12 protein-coding genes are annotated in these 14,912 nt (G+C 68.0%); 10 read left to right on the top strand and 2 right to left on the bottom strand.

The features are described from left to right. Positions 1-179 precede the first annotated feature (179 nt). The gene (locus ACYQ5L_RS33930) at positions 180-407 is read left to right on the top strand and encodes a hypothetical protein (RefSeq protein ID WP_459962289.1); all 228 of its coding nucleotides are present in this window, start codon (positions 180-182) and stop codon (positions 405-407) included. Between the two features lie 160 nt (positions 408-567). Here ACYQ5L_RS33930 and ACYQ5L_RS33925 read toward each other — a convergent pair whose 3' ends face one another. Further along, positions 568-1,485 (bottom strand): TRM11 family SAM-dependent methyltransferase, encoded by a 918-nt coding sequence (locus ACYQ5L_RS33925; RefSeq protein ID WP_459962287.1) that lies wholly within the window; start codon positions 1,483-1,485, stop codon positions 568-570. Between the two features lie 39 nt (positions 1,486-1,524). Beyond that, positions 1,525-2,205 (bottom strand): hypothetical protein, encoded by a 681-nt coding sequence (locus ACYQ5L_RS33920; RefSeq protein WP_459962286.1) that lies wholly within the window; start codon positions 2,203-2,205, stop codon positions 1,525-1,527. A 489-nt stretch (positions 2,206-2,694) separates the two neighbouring features. Between ACYQ5L_RS33920 and ACYQ5L_RS33915 the strand changes: the two genes are divergently transcribed. From ACYQ5L_RS33915 to ACYQ5L_RS33875, 9 genes are all read left to right on the top strand, one after another. Further along, a complete protein-coding gene (locus ACYQ5L_RS33915) occupies positions 2,695-3,618 on the top strand; it encodes a hypothetical protein (RefSeq protein WP_459962285.1) in 924 nt (307 codons plus the stop codon). A 107-nt stretch (positions 3,619-3,725) separates the two neighbouring features. Further along, positions 3,726-4,013, top strand: a complete 288-nt coding sequence (locus ACYQ5L_RS33910) for a pilin (protein ID WP_459962283.1) — start codon at positions 3,726-3,728, stop codon at positions 4,011-4,013. Position 4,014: 1 nt separating this feature from the next. After that, a complete protein-coding gene (locus tag ACYQ5L_RS33905; RefSeq protein ID WP_459962282.1) occupies positions 4,015-5,835 on the top strand; it encodes a TrbL/VirB6 family protein in 1,821 nt (606 codons plus the stop codon). Continuing rightward, positions 5,832-8,864 carry a TraG/VirB4 family ATPase gene (locus tag ACYQ5L_RS33900; protein ID WP_459962281.1) on the top strand — a complete coding sequence of 1,011 codons (3,033 nt, stop codon included), beginning with the start codon at positions 5,832-5,834 and terminating at the stop codon, positions 8,862-8,864. Before ACYQ5L_RS33905 ends, ACYQ5L_RS33900 begins: the two co-directional genes overlap by 4 nt. After that, positions 8,864-11,380 carry a TraM recognition domain-containing protein gene (locus ACYQ5L_RS33895; protein ID WP_459962280.1) on the top strand — a complete coding sequence of 839 codons (2,517 nt, stop codon included), beginning with the start codon at positions 8,864-8,866 and terminating at the stop codon, positions 11,378-11,380. Before ACYQ5L_RS33900 ends, ACYQ5L_RS33895 begins: the two co-directional genes overlap by 1 nt. 73 nt (positions 11,381-11,453) lie before the next feature. After that, on the top strand, positions 11,454-12,431 hold the full coding sequence (locus ACYQ5L_RS33890) for a replication-relaxation family protein (protein WP_459962279.1): 978 nt from the start codon (positions 11,454-11,456) through the stop codon (positions 12,429-12,431). Then, complete coding sequence (locus ACYQ5L_RS33885; RefSeq protein ID WP_459963627.1) at positions 12,431-13,429, top strand: C40 family peptidase; 999 nt, start codon at positions 12,431-12,433, stop codon at positions 13,427-13,429. Before ACYQ5L_RS33890 ends, ACYQ5L_RS33885 begins: the two co-directional genes overlap by 1 nt. Positions 13,430-13,469: 40 nt before the next feature. Further along, positions 13,470-13,697, top strand: coding sequence for a hypothetical protein (locus tag ACYQ5L_RS33880; protein ID WP_459962278.1), 228 nt, complete (start codon positions 13,470-13,472; stop codon positions 13,695-13,697). Between the two features lie 331 nt (positions 13,698-14,028). Then, a complete protein-coding gene (locus tag ACYQ5L_RS33875) occupies positions 14,029-14,781 on the top strand; it encodes a MarR family transcriptional regulator (RefSeq protein ID WP_459962277.1) in 753 nt (250 codons plus the stop codon). Positions 14,782-14,912 lie beyond the last annotated feature (131 nt).

Raw genomic sequence — 14,912 nt, 5'->3', positions numbered from 1 at the left:
AATTGCTCGGTAGTGACTGCGGTTCAGCTCTACTTGCCCTAACTGCCAAGTCAATTCGCTCAACCGACGAAGACCCCATTCGATAGATCGGTCATAGCATGTTGCCTCAACGTAAGCCGCCGATCGCGGTCGGCTATATCAATCGCCATCGAATCCCGGAGGACGCGACGATCGCGGAGATGGGCTGGCCGCTGCGCGCATGGGCCTCCGAGTACGGATATTCCTGGGGCGGAACGTATCTCGCGCAATCCGCCGATCATGAGACCGTCGCCGCGTTGACCCGTCGCGCCGGTGCCGACGCCGGGGTCGCGATCGTGGTGGTGCCCGACGAGCATCATTTCCCAGCTGATCAGTGCGTGATACTCGCAGGGGAGCGTTGCATTCAGGTAGTCGCTGTTCGTCGTTGATCCGCAGCAGGCCGCCGGTCAAGCAATCCGCGAATTCACAGCCAGCCGGTAGTGCTCGCATGCGGCCCGCCGGTCCGAACGGCTGACAAGGCGAACGGCAGTGGCCCGACGCGATGGCATACGCGCCGGGCCACGACCCGCGAAGGGAGCGCGGTAGTGCTTAGGCGGCCCAGTTGTATGGGATTGGCCCTGTATTGCGGTGTCCGGCGACCTTTTCCAGAACGAGTACGTCTTCGTGGGCGATCAACTGAACTGGAAGGTCGGCGGCGCGTTTCTTGGTGATCAGGTCGCGTTGGAAGAAGCTGCTGTGGGCGATGAGGTCGCTTTCGCTCACGCGCCCGAGCAGGGCGACGCAGCGTTCGACGGGTTCGAGTCCGGCCAGCGCCGCGCAGGTGAGCAGGTGTGAGGGCAGGTCGACCAGTTCGGTGTGTTCGCGCCAGGGGCGTGCGGTGATGACAATGTGTCCTCCGGGCCGGAGGTAGGTCGCGCAGGCGGTGAGGATGCGGGTGAACCCGGACAGTAATCGGCCGATTCCGACGTTGGCGAGGTTGCCGCGGTCGAGAGTGGAGCCGTACCGGTAGTCGGTCTTGGTGACGCCTTGGCCAGGGACGACTTTTACCTGGCCGTGAGTGGCGGCGCCGTAGGGCGGTGAGGTGATGATCAGGTCGACGGTGCCAAGGAACTCGGCGGGGAGCACCGAGGGGAGTTTGCGGGCGTCGCCGGTGTAGACGGTGGCGTCCTGGTCGAATCCTGCGGTGCGGGCGAGCTCGATGTTGGTGCGGGCGATGTCGGCCCATCGGGGTTCGTATTCGTTGCCGAGTGCGCGGCGGCCGAGGTGGAGGGCTTCGACGAGGGTGGTGCCGATACCGCACATGGGGTCAAAGACGAGGTCGCCGGGTTGGGTGTAGTGGCTGATGGCGTGGGCGGCGATGGCGGGCAGCATTTTCGCCGGGTGGGCGGTGCAGTCGGGATGGTAGCGGCCTTTGCGTTGGGCGGCGGGGGCTTTTTGGGCGGTGGTCCACACCGATAGCGGTGCGGGCGTGGACTGCGGTGCGGGGGTGGTGGAGTTATTGGTCATGGGATACCTCGCTGGTGTCGGTGGGGCTCGGGTGGATGGTCAGGCGGCCTGATTAAGCGCGGCGGTGGGGTGGCGGAGCTCGGGGTTGAGGAACACCGAGATGTCGAGATGCGCGGTGAGGTGGCGGCCGGCGGACTCGGTGGATTCCTCGGGGGCGGCGATGGTGTCGCCGTCGAGTGGAACGGCGACGATATGGGAGAGGTAGAGCAGGTCGGCGGCTTGGGCTGCGGCGACGATCGGGCCGGTGGGATCGATGAGGCGGCCGTGGGGGTCGTGGCTGTGGCGGGAAATCACCGCGAGGATTCCGCCTGCGCGAAGCTTCTCGGCTGCTCCGAAGGTCAATCGTGCGAGTGTGTCGGTGTCGGCGGGGGTGGGCATCGGGGGCAGCAGGCTGGCCACGATCAGATCAGCGGGATCCTCGGCGCGGGGAGTCACGAGCGGGCTCGCCGCGGTTTTACGGCTGCGCCGGGGAAGGCATCGGCGCAGTTCGGCTGACAGCGGTCCGAACACATGCGGTGCGAGGGATTCCTGGTGTGGAGTCAGCGCGGCGAGCAGGAAGAAGCCTTTCGGGTCCATGAATTCGCAGATGGCGCGTGCGAGCACCGGCAACGGTCCGTAACCGGTGGTGGCCAAGGGCGCGGGTCCGGCGTTCCAGATGCTGGTGGGAATCGGGGCCGAGGGTGCGGCGGGGCGGCGGCGACGGGGCTGGGTTTCGGTCATGAGAGACGCTCCTTCGAGGCGTACAGGAATTGCGCTTTCGTGACCGCAGTTGCTTGCAAACCCCCGTTTTGCGACAACCCATATCCCGCGAAATACCGACTCTCGGAGTGCGTGATTCTCGCAATTTGCGCGACCTATCACGCCTTTGGGAGTCAATTGCAAGCGGGCTCAGAAAGTTTTTTCTGCGAGTTTTTCAGGCGTCAATTTGCGAGGGATTCTCTTGAGGTGGTTAGTGCCCGGTTAGTGTTACCGCTCACACACAACACCTGGTAGAAGCTGGTTCTCGGGCTGAGTTCCATGCTGGAATGGCCCCGTCCCACGTGCGCTATGCGCGCTTAGTGGAGGTTGTTTGGTGGATTTCTCGTGTACTTTTGGTGGATTTTTGGTGGTGGTCATCGTGTGTCATCGCTGAGTCGATTTATTTCGTTCTCAACGAGGAGATGAGTGGCGATGGAACCACGAAATGGAATACCTGAATCACGCAAGTGCGTGAAGGTTGTTTCGTCGCTGATGGTGGTGCGATCGGCTTTCGAAGCGATTTCCGCCGATCCGGTTGGGTTGCCGCCGGAGTGTGTGATCGCGTTGGGCGGTCCGGTGGCGAGTTGGGGGCGGTTGCGGGAGGCGTTGTGTGAGCCCGGCTTGTCGTTGAAGTCGGTGGACACGGTCTGGGTGTGGCTGGTGCGCCGAGCCCGACAGGACTCCGGCGGCCAAGCCGCGCTGGTATGCGCGGGACTCGCGGTGCCGATGCTGACGCGCATGGCGAGGCGGGTCAGCGGGCCACGCCCCAGCCACGATGCCGACGCGCAGGTGCTCGTCGCGTTCCTGGCCGCGCTGGGCCGGGTGGATCTGGACCGGCGCGGGGTGTGGCCCCGGCTGCGGTGGGCGGCATGGGTCGGTGCCCGTGCATGGGTGACACGCGAAGCCAAGGCGGCGGCACCGACGATGGGCGTCGCCGCCGACGAGGGACCGCTCCGTCGCCGCGCGGAGTTGGTGGGCTCGGCGCAGCGAGGTCATCCCGAGCTGTTGCTGGCTCAGGCGGTGGCCGAGGGTGTGCTCACCGAAGACGCCGCGGGGTTGATCGCGGCAACTCGGCTCGGGGCACGGTCGCTGACCGCGGTGGCCGCCGAGTACGACATCCCCTACAAGCGGCTCGAGAAGCGCCGTTCCCGCGCCGAAGCGCACCTGGCGACCTGGCTGCGCCAGCGGCTGGCCGACCAGCACGACGATTCGTTGAGCGTGGTCGAGCGGCACGTGGTGGACACGATGTCGCGCGCTCGTACGGGCGGTGGAGCGCAGACCGATCTCGGGTCGGTGTCGCAAACGGGCGTGGTCGATGCAACTACCCGGAACGCGAGGACCACGAGGCTCCCCGCACGCCCGGCTCCTGTGGAGGTGAACCGCCGATGCGCGTAACCCGATCTTCTTCCCGCTTCGTGCTGCTGGACGGCAGGGCTCGTTCCGTCCGGTCTCGCACGCGCCTTGCCCGCATTGTGGTGTGTGCTCTCGCGTTCGGATGCGCGATGGCATACGCATCCGGATCGGCTGCCGCGCAGCCGGTCTCGGTACTCGCGGTTGCCCAGACGTTCCAAGAGGTCCTCGACAATCTGCGGAACTGGCTGATCGGGATCCTCGCAACGATCGCCACGGTCTGTCTGACCATCGGCGGCACCCGCTACCTGATCTGTTCCGGTGACCCCGGCGAGGTCGAGCGCGCCAAGGTCGCGCTCAAGGCCGCCTGCATCGGGTATGCGCTGGCGATGCTGGCTCCTCTGGTCGTCGCGGTGCTCAAGCAGATCGTGGGCGGCTGAGATGGCCCCCGCGAACCGCTCCGGCCCGTCGCTCGCCCGGCGTGCGCTGCTCGTGATGGCCGTTCTGGCGGCAATCACGGTGTGGGGCAGCGGAATCGGCGCGGCCCAACCCACCACCCCTCCCGCGCCGACCGTACCCGCGCCCACTACCCCGACAACATCGTCCCCGGTACCGGTACCGACCACCCCGACGACATCCGGGGTGCCCGCGCCCACACGCCCGCCCGGCATTCCCGGGGGATCAACAGGCTCCGGTGCTTCGAGCAGTGAGTGCGGAATCACCGAGCTCGACGCGTGCGTCATCAACGCCATCGACGGGTTCTTCCGAGCTTTGGTTGATTCGGCGCTCAACCCGTTGATGGAAGGGTTGTCGGGAACTCTGCTGTCCACCCCGGAGCCGGACACCTTGCCCCAGATCAAGGTGCTGTGGTTCTCGTCGTGGCAGCTGATGCTCGCCATGTACGGGCTCGTAGTCATCGCCGCCGGCATCCTGCTCATGACCCACGAGACTCTGCAAACCCGATGGGGCTGGCGCGAGATCCTGCCGCGCCTGGTGGCCGGGTTCCTCGCAGGCGCGATGAGCATGGTGATCGCCACCCAAGCGATCCGCTTCGCCAACAGCCTCGCCGCCGCCGTCGCCGGAGACGACGTGAACCCCACGACCGCCACCGCAGCATTCAAATCGATGCTGCAGGTCGGCGGACCCGTCACCGCGGCGAGTCTGTTCGTCCCCTTGCTGCTCACCGCACTGGTCATCGTGCTGGTGATCTTGCTGATCACCTATGTCATCCGTGTCGCGGTCACCGTCGTGCTCGTCGTGACCGCGCCCTTGGCGATGATGTGCTACGCCCTGCCCGCGACCGAGCCGATCGCGCGTTGGTGGTGGCGTGCGTTCTCCGCGTGCCTGGCCATCCAGGTTGTGCAATCGATGGTCTTGATCATCGGGCTGAAAGTCTTTCTCTCCCCAGATGGTTGGTGGTTCTTCGGTCCCACCAAGACCGGTTTCACCAACGTGATCGTCGCCCTGGCTATGGGCCTGATCCTGGTGAAGACCCCGTTCTGGTTGATGTCGGCGCTGAAGATCAGCCCCGGTCACGGCATGGTGTCGTCGGTAGTGCGGGCGTTCGTCATGTACAAGACGTTGGGCCTGATCAAAGGCGCTGGTAAGACCGCAGCTGCGTCGCCTCGCAAGGCCAAGCCTCAGCCGCCCACTCGCCCGGTCCCACCGCCCGCAAATCCGTACGCGAATGTGCGTTCCACTCGTAGCGGACAGTTGATGCTCCCGCTGTCGGGTGTGCATCGTGTGCCACCCGCGTCGGCACCGCCGCCCCCGATACCGAGCATGTGGCCTGGCCCGGTCGCTGCGTCCCAGGGCTCGCAGCTGATGCTGCCGCTGCCGCAATTCCACGGCGGAGTCAACCTCGGCCCCACCCCGCAGCTGGGCAGAAACGGCCAATACCGGCTGCCGATTCCGGTGCAGCGCGTCTCGAAACCGACTCCGCCGCAGTCGACTCCACCGGTCCCGAGGCCGCTGCCCGGCACGCGAGGCCCGCAGCCCAAACAGCTGGCCTTCGACTACACCATGCCTGCCGCACCGGATCCGTACGCCGGGAACCGTCCCACCCGCAGCGGCCAGTACCCGCTGCCGATCGAGGTGCGCCGCGTCCCGGCACCCCGCACCACCGCGGCGTCACCGCCCGCCCGAACGACCCCGCCGCCGACGTCCCCGGTTTCGCGTTCGGCGGGGCGGCAGTTGCATCTGCCTCTTCCTGATCTGCCTGTCCGTCGCCGTAATCGCCGCACTCCCAGGAGTTCGAAATGACTGTCACCGCACGCATTCCCGCCGATGTCGATCGCCGCGACAAGCTGATCGGCCCGTTCACCGCCCGCCAGCTCGCTATCGTCGCCGCCACCGGCCTCGGGCTGTACGCGGCCTGGCTGCTCACCCGCACCGTCATCGCACCGCCGGTCTTCGTCGCCGGGGCCGTCCCGGTCGGTGCGCTGGTCACCGGTCTGGTGCTCACCACCCGGGACGGCCTGTCCGGTGACCAGTTGCTGGTCGCCGCGATTCGTCACCGGCTGCGCCCGCACCGCCTCGTCGCCGCCCCACACGGGCTGTCGGCGGCCCCACGCTGGCTCACTGCCCGCGCCACCCACAAGCCGAAATCCACTGCACAGCAACCGATCACACCGCAGACGGCGCAGCTTCCGCAAGCGATGAGCGCCAGTGGCGAGGTCGGGATCGTCGATCTCGGCAAGGACGGGGTGGCGGCGGTCGCGCTCGCCGGAACCGTGAACCTGGCGCTGCGGACCCCAGCCGAGCAAGCCGCCTTGGTAGCTCAACTCGGCGGCTGGCTGCACACCTTGCGGCAGCCGGTGCAGATCCTCATCCGCGCCACTCGCCTGGATCTGACCGGCCGCATCACTGCGCTGCGCGACTCCGCTCGGGAGATGTCGCCGGAGCTGGCCGAGATCACCGGAGATCACGCGGCGTTCTTGAACGCGCTGGCGACCGGCGAGGATCTGCTGCACCGGCAGGTGCTGCTGGTCTGGCGCGAACCGCTGTCCAGAGCCGGTGCCGCCGCGCCGGGTTTGGCCGGACCCTCGGCACGCACGCTGGCGGGTTCGCTGCTGCCGGGCCGTCGCTGCGCGGCGCGGGAAGTCTCGGCCGCCGCGCGCCGTGCCGCCGAGACCCGGCTGCTGCGCCGCCTCGGTGAGGCCGCCGACATGCTGGCTCCGCTCGGCATCAGCGTCACCGCCCTCGATGACGCCCAGGCCACCGCGATCCTGGCCTCAGCCACCAACCCAGGCAGCCTGGTCCCGCATTCGGCCGACATCGCCGCCCCCGACGCCGTCATCACCAGCGACACCAGCCCGATCGGCGAGAACGGTGTCGAAGCCCTCGGAGACGAGGCCGCACATCATGGCTACGAGAAAGAGCGGCCTGCACGCCGGAAGTTGGTGCGTCGCATCCGCTTCGGTACGCAGTCGGCGTTCGCGCCGCAGTCGCTGACGGTGGGTGCTCGTCATATCGAGGTCGGCTCGGATTGGGTGAGCACGCTCGCGGTCACCGGTTATCCGCGCGAGGTGGCCGGCGGGTGGCTCGCTCCGCTGCTGGCCCACCCCGGCCGCGTCGATCTCGCCTTGCACATCGATCCGATCGACCCGACCACCGCCGCGAACAGGTTGCGCCGCCAGCAGGCTCGCTTGGAATCCTCGCGCCGTCACAACGCCACCTATGGGCTGCTCGCTGATGATGTGCTCGACGTCGCGGCCGAGGACGCCGCCGATCTGTCGGCGCGCGTGGCCCGCGGAGAGGGCCGCTTGTTTCGGGTCAGCCTGTATCTGAGCGTGCACGCGAACTCCGAAACCGAACTGGCTGAAGAGGTCGCCGCGGTGCGGGCGATGGCGGCGAGCCTGCTCATCGACACCAGCCACCTCACCTATCGAGCGGTGCCCGCCTGGACGGCGACCCTGCCGATCGGCGTGGATCCGGTGAAGGTGGGCCGCACCTTCGACACCGATGCGCTCGCGGCGGCGTTCCCGTTCACCTCCCCGCAGCTGCCGGTCGCCGACCCTGTCTCGGAGCATCGGCCCGAGGGCGTCCTCTACGGTCGCGACGCCGCCTCCGGGCTGGTGTTCTGGGATCGGTTCGCGGAGAACATCCACAACCACAATGCGGTGATCCTCGGCCGCTCCGGCGCGGGCAAGAGCTACCTGGTGAAATCGGAGCTGCTGCGCTCGCTGCAACGCGGCATCGAGGTCATCGTCATCGACCCCGAGGACGAATACCGGCGCCTGGCCGAAGCGGTCTCGGGCACCGTCCTGGCTCTGGGTGCGCCCGGTGTGCGGCTAAACCCGTTCGACCTGGGCCTGCACCTGCGTGCCGATGGCCGCCGCAGCGCCCCCGCCGACGCGTTGACGCGCCGGAAGCTGTTCCTGCACACCGTGATCCGGATCATTCTCGGGGAGCAGACGCCCGCGCAGCGCGCGGTGCTCGACACCGCGCTCACGGCGACCTATGCCGCTGTCGGGATCACCGAGGACCCCACCACCTGGACTCGTCCGGCGCCGACGTTGAGTGTGCTGGCCGAGCAGCTGCGCGCCTGTGGCAGCAGCATCGGTATCGAACTGGCGCAAGCACTCTCGCCGTTCGTGGCCGGAGGCGCCTTCGCCGGATTGATCGACGGCGACACCACCACCGCACCCGAGGGCGGCCTCGTGGTGTTCTCGCTGCGGGAGTTGCCTGATGAGCTGAAAACCCTTGGCACACTGCTGGCTTTGGACGTGACGTGGCGGCGGGTGTCGAACCCGGCGACTCGGGCTCCGCGCCTGGTCGTGGTGGACGAAGCGTGGTGGATGATCCAGCAGGACGCGGGCGGGGAGTTCCTCTTCCGTGCGGCGAAGGCGTTCCGCAAGTACTGGGCGGGTTTGACCGTGGCGACCCAGGACTGCGCGGACGTGCTGGCCACCGAGTTGGGGCGCGCGATCGTCGCCAACGCCGCAACTCAGATCCTGCTGCGCCAGGCCCCGCAAGCCATCGATGAGGTTGCCGGTGCGTTCGCGCTCTCCGACGGTGAGAAGCAGTTCCTGCTCTCGGCCGATCGGGGCCACGGTCTGTTGGCGGTGGGCATCGACCGCACCGTATTCGCCTCGCTGGCTTCCGATCTCGAGGATTCGCTGATCACGACGTCGCCGCAGCTGACCGCCCTGGGCGAAGACTGCGATACGGGCGTCGTGCTCGCAGGCGGTGACGACCCCGAGGTCCCGGTGCCCGACGCCGACCCGGCCGATGCGGATGCCGACGAGGACGCCGTGATCGTTCTCGATGAACCGGAAGCCGCTGCCTGATGTCCGCGCCGTCGAATCCGTCGATCCCCGACTTCGGCTGGCTCGGGCGGATACTCACCGATCCGAGCCGAGTAGGGGCATGGGTGAGCGAGCTGGCGCAGTGGCCGCTCGCGGGTGCTCGCCCGATCATGGCGGGCCTGCTCGTCACCGGTGTTCTCGCCGCGGACGTGGGCGTGCGACGGATTCGACGGGCACGCCTTGCAACCGGTGCGCGGCAGGTGCGGATCCTGTGCCCGCCGTTGGTGTCCCCGGAGGCGGCCGGAGTGTTGTGGGCGCATCTGGTCGGCCTGTTGCGCCCACGCTGGAAGCGGCTGCTGTGCGGGCAACCGCATCTGAGCTTCGAATACCAGATCACCGGCGGCGAGGGAGTCACGCTCAGCCTGTGGGTGCCCGCCGCGATCCCGCCGGGCCTGATCGAGCGCGCCGTCGCCTCGGCGTGGCCGGGCGCTCGCACCGACACTCGCGAGGTCGCCGACCTGCCGTTGTCCATTCCGGCCGCCGGGTTCGTGTGGGTCCTTGTCGGGGGCAAACTCCGGCTGGGGCGCCCCGAGGGGTTGCCCATCCGCAGCGACTACGACGGCGGGGACATCGCACGCGAATTGCTCACCGCCGCCGCCGATCTCGATCCCGGCCAATCGGTCTGCGTGCAGATCCTGGCGCGGCCCGTCACCGGCGGGCGAGTGCGGCGCGCGCTGACCGGTGGCCGGACCGGAGTCGCCGCCTTCGCGGCGCGGGTGGTGCGAGGTGTGTTGCGCGAGGCGCTCGATTTCCTCACCCCTGGTGTGGGCACGCGCCGATCCCGATACCCGGGCGAGGCGTCTGACGATCGCCATGCGCGTATGGAGGACACCGCGCACGCACGAGCGACGATCACCAAAGTCCGTGGCGGACACTACGAAACGCTCATCCGCTACGCCGCCGCCGTCACCGTGCCCGCGCACGCCAACCGCGAATCATTCTCGGCGGCAACGGTGGTCGCACGAGGCCGTGCACACGCGATGGCGGCGGTGTTCGGGGCGTGTGCCGATCACAACTATTACCGCCGCCGCTATCACCTGCGCCTGGCTCCCGCGTTGTTCGGGCGGTGGCTCGGGCGCGGAGACCTGTTGTCGGTGCCGGAATTGGCGGGGATCGCGCATCTTCCCTTCGATGCGTCGGTGCCGGGCCTGGAGCGCGCGGGTGCTGCCGCCGTGGCCCCGTCGGTCGCGATCCCGGCTGGTGGCGCGCACACCAAGCTGCTCGGTGTCGCCGATACCGGCACCGGCCGCCCAGTGGCGCTGCCGGTGGCCGACGCCCGCCATCACCTGCAGGTCATCGGCGCGACCGGTGTCGGCAAATCCACCCTGCTCGCGCATCTGATCCTCGATGACGCCGAGGCCGGACGCGGGCAGGTGGTGATCGATCCCAAAGGCGACCTCATCACTGACGTTCTGATCCGGCTGCCGCGCCGCCTTGCGGACAAAGTGGTGCTCTTCGACGCCGACTCGAAACGTCGTCCGCCGTGCATCAATCCGCTCGACGCCACCGCCGAGGGCTTGGATTTGGCGGTGGAGAACCTGGTGGCGATCTTCTCCCGCATCTACGCCCGCTGGTGGGGGCCGAGAACGGACGACGTCCTGCGCGCGTCCTTGCGGACTCTGTGCGTGCGGCCCGGCACCCCCACCTTGGTGGACCTGGTGAAGCTGCTGACCGGGGAAGCCAACCTCGAGCGGATCGCCCGCGAGGTCACCGATCCGGTATTGCGCGGATTCTGGGCTTCCTATGCCGGACTATCGGAAGCCGGGCGTGCACAGATCGTCGCGCCTCTGCTCAACAAGCTCCGCGCCTTCCTCCTGAGACCTTTTGTGCGTGAGGCGATCGCGGCCGGCCAATCCACCCTCGACCTCGCCGACGTGCTCGACCACGGCGCCATCTGCCTAGCCCGTCTACCCAAGGGCGTCCTAGGCGAGGAAACTACGCGCCTGGTCGGGTCGCTGCTGGTGGCCCGCACCTGGCAGGCCACCACCGCCCGCGCCAGCCTCACCCCGTCGGCTCGCCCCGACGCGTCGCTGGTCTTGGATGAGGCACAGAACTTCCTGCACATGGCGACCTCGATCGAGGACATGCTCGCCGAAGCCCGCGGCCTGCACCTGTCCCTCGTGCTGGCGCATCAGAACCTCGGCCAGCTCCCGCGCGAGCTGCGCGAAGGCATCTCCGCCAACGCGAGAAACAAAATTATCTTCTCCGCCTCCCCCGAAGATGCCCGTGACCTGGCGCGGCACACCAGTCCCGTGCTCGGTGAACACGACCTGACCCACCTCGACGCCCACCATGCCGCCGCTCGGCTGCTCGTGCGTGGGCAACAGAGCCCACCGTTCACCTTCACCACCCGCGCCTTGCCCGACCCCGTTCCCGGGCGCGCCCGCGAGATCCGCACCGCCACCCATACGGTCCTCGAGAAGTCCACCCCGCCTGCAGGTCCGGTTACCAAGCCGACCGATTCCTCACCACCGGAATGCGATCCGCGTCTGTCGTAACCACGCTACTGCGCACATGCTCTCGAACCGACTGCGCCACAACCTCTTTCGCCGACTCTCCAGGAGCTCCGTGATGATTCCCGACCCGACTTACCAGCCATCACTACGCAACCCGTCGCGGGCACTGGCGCATGCTCAGCTCGCCGAGCGGTTGACCGAACGTGACCGCTGGATGCTGCGCATGTGCCACGAACATCGTGTGCTGACCACCGGCCAGTTCACCGCGCTGGCGTTCTCCTCGATCGGCTTCGCGCGCCGCCGCCTGGCCCAACTGCACCGCTACGGCGCGCTCGAGAAGTTCCGGCCCCTGCGCACAAGCGGCAGCGCCCCCGCCCACTGGGTCCTCGGCCCCGCCGGTGCCGCCGTCCTGGCGGCCGAGGCCGGGGTGGAGGTCCACGACATCGGATACCGGCCCTATCGGGCGCTCGCGATCGCCCACAGCCTGCACCTGGCCCACACCCTCGGCGTCGTCGAATGGTTCACCACCCTCGCCACCACCTCCGGCACCAACGGCGCGGCCCTGCTGGCATGGTGGTCCGAGCACCGCTGCCGCGCCCTCTGGGGTGATCTGGCCCGCCCCGACGGGTACGGCCGCTACGCCCGCGGCGGGACCGCTCTCGACTTCTTCCTCGAATACGACCTCGGCACCATGGCACTGTCCACGGTCGCGGCGAAACTGCACGGCTACGCCGAACTCGCCCGCACCAGCGCGGTCGTCACCCCCGTTCTGCTGTGGCTGCCCACCACTGCCCGGGAGGTTGGTGCGCGAAAAGCGTTGCACGACACCTGGGCCGGGCTGGCCGACCCCGATGCGGTACCGGTCGCCACCGCCGCTGCCGATCTTCTCGACCCCGCCCGTTCGAACCCTGCACAGAGGGTCTGGCTGCCGCTGAATGCCACGGGAGGTGAGCGTGTGAGTTTGGATCGGCTCACCGCGAGCTGGCCGCGTGTCACCCCCGCCCCCGCGACCGTGCCGACCCCACCGGCGAGCCGTCACGCGGTGCTGTCCCCGCCGCCACCGCTGCCACCAGCACAGGCGGGTGATCGGTGATGTGGACCAAGGTGCTCGCCGCGGGCGGGGTGAGCATGGTGTTCGCTTCGGTCGTAATCGCGGCGGTGGTCACGACCGTCGTGGTGGCCGACCACGCCACCGTCACCGCCCCGCGTTCGGGTACCGGGAGCGCACCGAGCCCCGAGGCTGTCTCCGACATCCCCGCCAGCATGCTGGTGCTCTACCAGCGCGGAGCCACCGCGTGTCCCGGTTTGGACTGGAGTGTGCTCGCCGGAATCGGCAAGATCGAGACCGACCACGGCCGCTCCACCCTGCCCGGTGTCAGTTCCGGGGAGAACTTCGCCGGAGCTGGCGGTCCGATGCAATTCCTGGCTCCCACTTTCGATTCCGTGGTCTCGCGCCACCCGATGCCGGCCGACGGGGCGAGTCCGCCCTCGCGCTACAACCCCGTCGACGCGGTGTATGCCGCCGCTTACTACCTGTGCGACTCCGGCGCACCCGAAGACCTGTACTCGGCGATCTTCGCCTACAACCACGCCGACTGGTACGTCGCCCAGGTCCTCGACCAAGCCGCCGCGTACCGCACCCAAACCCCTACCGGCACAGGCGATTGCGCCACTGTACAAGGCAACGACCGCGCCTCGGTCGTCCTCGCGTTCGCGTGCGCCCAACTCGGCCAGCCCTACGTCTGGGGTGGCGACGGCCCGCAGGTCAACGGCGGCTGGGACTGCTCAGGCTTGACCAAAGCCGCCTACGCCGCCACCGGAATCACCCTGCCCCGCACCGCTGCCGAGCAATACCACGCCGGACCGGTGATATCCGAAAGTGCCTTACGTCCAGGCGATCTCGTCTACTACGGCACCGAAAGCAATATTCACCACGTCGGGCTGTACCTGGGAGGCGGGAAGATCGTCAACGCCCCGACCTTCGGTGTCCCCGTGCGGATCCAAGACCTGCATTACGAGGGTGACGACTACTTCGGCGCGACCTCGCCGCTGTCGGTAACCAGCGCGACCCCTGCCGATACCACCCCGTGAATTCCCTACGCGACCAATCTTCTTCGAAAGGTCTCGACCGATGGCGAAACGCATACGCAAGACCCTCAGCGCACTCGCGGACTTCAGCTACCTCACACCAGGCAGCCGAATGTTCACCCCCTGCCTCGAACAAGTCGAGATACCCCTCGCCACCCCCAGAACCTGCACCCACGAGGACACCCTCTGCCCCGAATGCGCCGAGCAATGGCGAGCCGATCACCTGTTCTGCGAACGACTTCCCTGGGAACGCCGCCAGCGCCCCGAGTGAGCGTGCCCCGACGCAATACACCACACCGATTCGGCGACACCGCACCCGCTCGCAATTCGATTCCGGCGCGCAATCACCACCGAAACCCATTCGGCGATCAATTCACCCGCTCCGGTCCGGTGGCCACCGGACCGAAATACCCCGAATACGCTGCGCTGCAATCCCGTACAACCGTCTTGTTTCCAATTCCGCTTGACATCACCGCATGTACGGAGCGTCCATGGTCGTGTCACCCGCGCACCCCGGCAGCGCACCGGGCGGAGTGATACGTCCCGGCCGGGACATGACACCCGATTTTCCGATTGCGAAACCAATTTCGAAAGGGAGCGTCATGCCCACCGACACCACCGCAACGCCCGCGACCACCGCCCGCACCACGTCCGAAGACGCGCTGTGGTCCGCGCTGGAAGCGAACCCGAACTCCACCACCAACGAGCTCGCCCAGGCCAGCGCGGTCGCCAAGTCCAGCGCCCGCAAGATCCTCGCCGGATGGGCTGCCGACGGACTCGTCACCCGCGACAACACCGGCACCGATTCCACATTCCGGTGGAAGATCGCCGACACCGAAGCGGCCGAATCGACGGTCGAAACCGACTCTGTCGCAGCGGAGTCCGCAGCTGTGGAGGAAGCCGCACCGGCCGCCGCCGACACCGAGACCACAGCCGACCCCGAGGCCGACCCGGCCGCGGATCTCGAACCCGACGCCGTCTCGGCGGACGCCGCGCCCGAGCAGACCGACGAGCAACCGGTCGACGAGGCAGCCCAGGCCGGTGACGCCGCCGCGCCCACGCCCGGGTTGTGCCCGACCTGCGGGCGAAAAATGCCCAAACCCCAAGGCTCTCAGCCCGGCGCGCTGCGTGGATTGGTCGAGGACTGGCTGCGCGAGCACCCCGACCAGGAAGCCACCCCCGGGCAAATCTCCAAGGAGCTCAACCGCTCCTCCGGCGCGATCGTCAACGCCCTGTTCGCCCTGGTCGGCAAGGGCGTCGCGGTCGAGACCTGCGAACGCCCCCACAAGTTCAAGCTCCACCCCGACAAGAAGGCCGAACAGGAAGCCGAGCAGACGGCCGACCAGGAGAACTAGCCGCGCCGCACCCTCCTGGTGCCCGGTGTCCCGGACCCCGCGTTCCGAGCCACCGGGCACCCGCTCGTCCACCCCCCGGCACACGCGCGTCGGTGCCGCGAAAATACTTTGCTTTCCGATGTCGAAAAACA

This window comes from Nocardia sp. IFM 10818 (genome assembly GCF_054655275.1).
Note: the sequence above shows the minus strand (reverse complement) of the source record. Positions and strands in the feature narration are given on the sequence as shown.

What these genes read in the sequence shown, in the direction of transcription:
- ACYQ5L_RS33930 (WP_459962289.1), top strand. Translation starts at nt 180, where the DNA reads ATGGGCTGGCCGCTGCGCGCATGGGCCTCCGAGTACGGATATTCCTGG.
- ACYQ5L_RS33925 (WP_459962287.1), bottom strand. Translation starts at nt 1,485, where the DNA reads ATGACCAATAACTCCACCACCCCCGCACCGCAGTCCACGCCCGCACCG.
- ACYQ5L_RS33920 (WP_459962286.1), bottom strand. Translation starts at nt 2,205, where the DNA reads ATGACCGAAACCCAGCCCCGTCGCCGCCGCCCCGCCGCACCCTCGGCC.
- ACYQ5L_RS33910 (WP_459962283.1), top strand. Translation starts at nt 3,726, where the DNA reads ATGGCATACGCATCCGGATCGGCTGCCGCGCAGCCGGTCTCGGTACTC.
- ACYQ5L_RS33905 (WP_459962282.1), top strand. Translation starts at nt 4,015, where the DNA reads ATGGCCCCCGCGAACCGCTCCGGCCCGTCGCTCGCCCGGCGTGCGCTG.
- ACYQ5L_RS33900 (WP_459962281.1), top strand. Translation starts at nt 5,832, where the DNA reads ATGACTGTCACCGCACGCATTCCCGCCGATGTCGATCGCCGCGACAAG.
- ACYQ5L_RS33895 (WP_459962280.1), top strand. Translation starts at nt 8,864, where the DNA reads ATGTCCGCGCCGTCGAATCCGTCGATCCCCGACTTCGGCTGGCTCGGG.
- ACYQ5L_RS33890 (WP_459962279.1), top strand. Translation starts at nt 11,454, where the DNA reads ATGATTCCCGACCCGACTTACCAGCCATCACTACGCAACCCGTCGCGG.
- ACYQ5L_RS33885 (WP_459963627.1), top strand. Translation starts at nt 12,431, where the DNA reads ATGTGGACCAAGGTGCTCGCCGCGGGCGGGGTGAGCATGGTGTTCGCT.
- ACYQ5L_RS33880 (WP_459962278.1), top strand. Translation starts at nt 13,470, where the DNA reads ATGGCGAAACGCATACGCAAGACCCTCAGCGCACTCGCGGACTTCAGC.
- ACYQ5L_RS33875 (WP_459962277.1), top strand. Translation starts at nt 14,029, where the DNA reads ATGCCCACCGACACCACCGCAACGCCCGCGACCACCGCCCGCACCACG.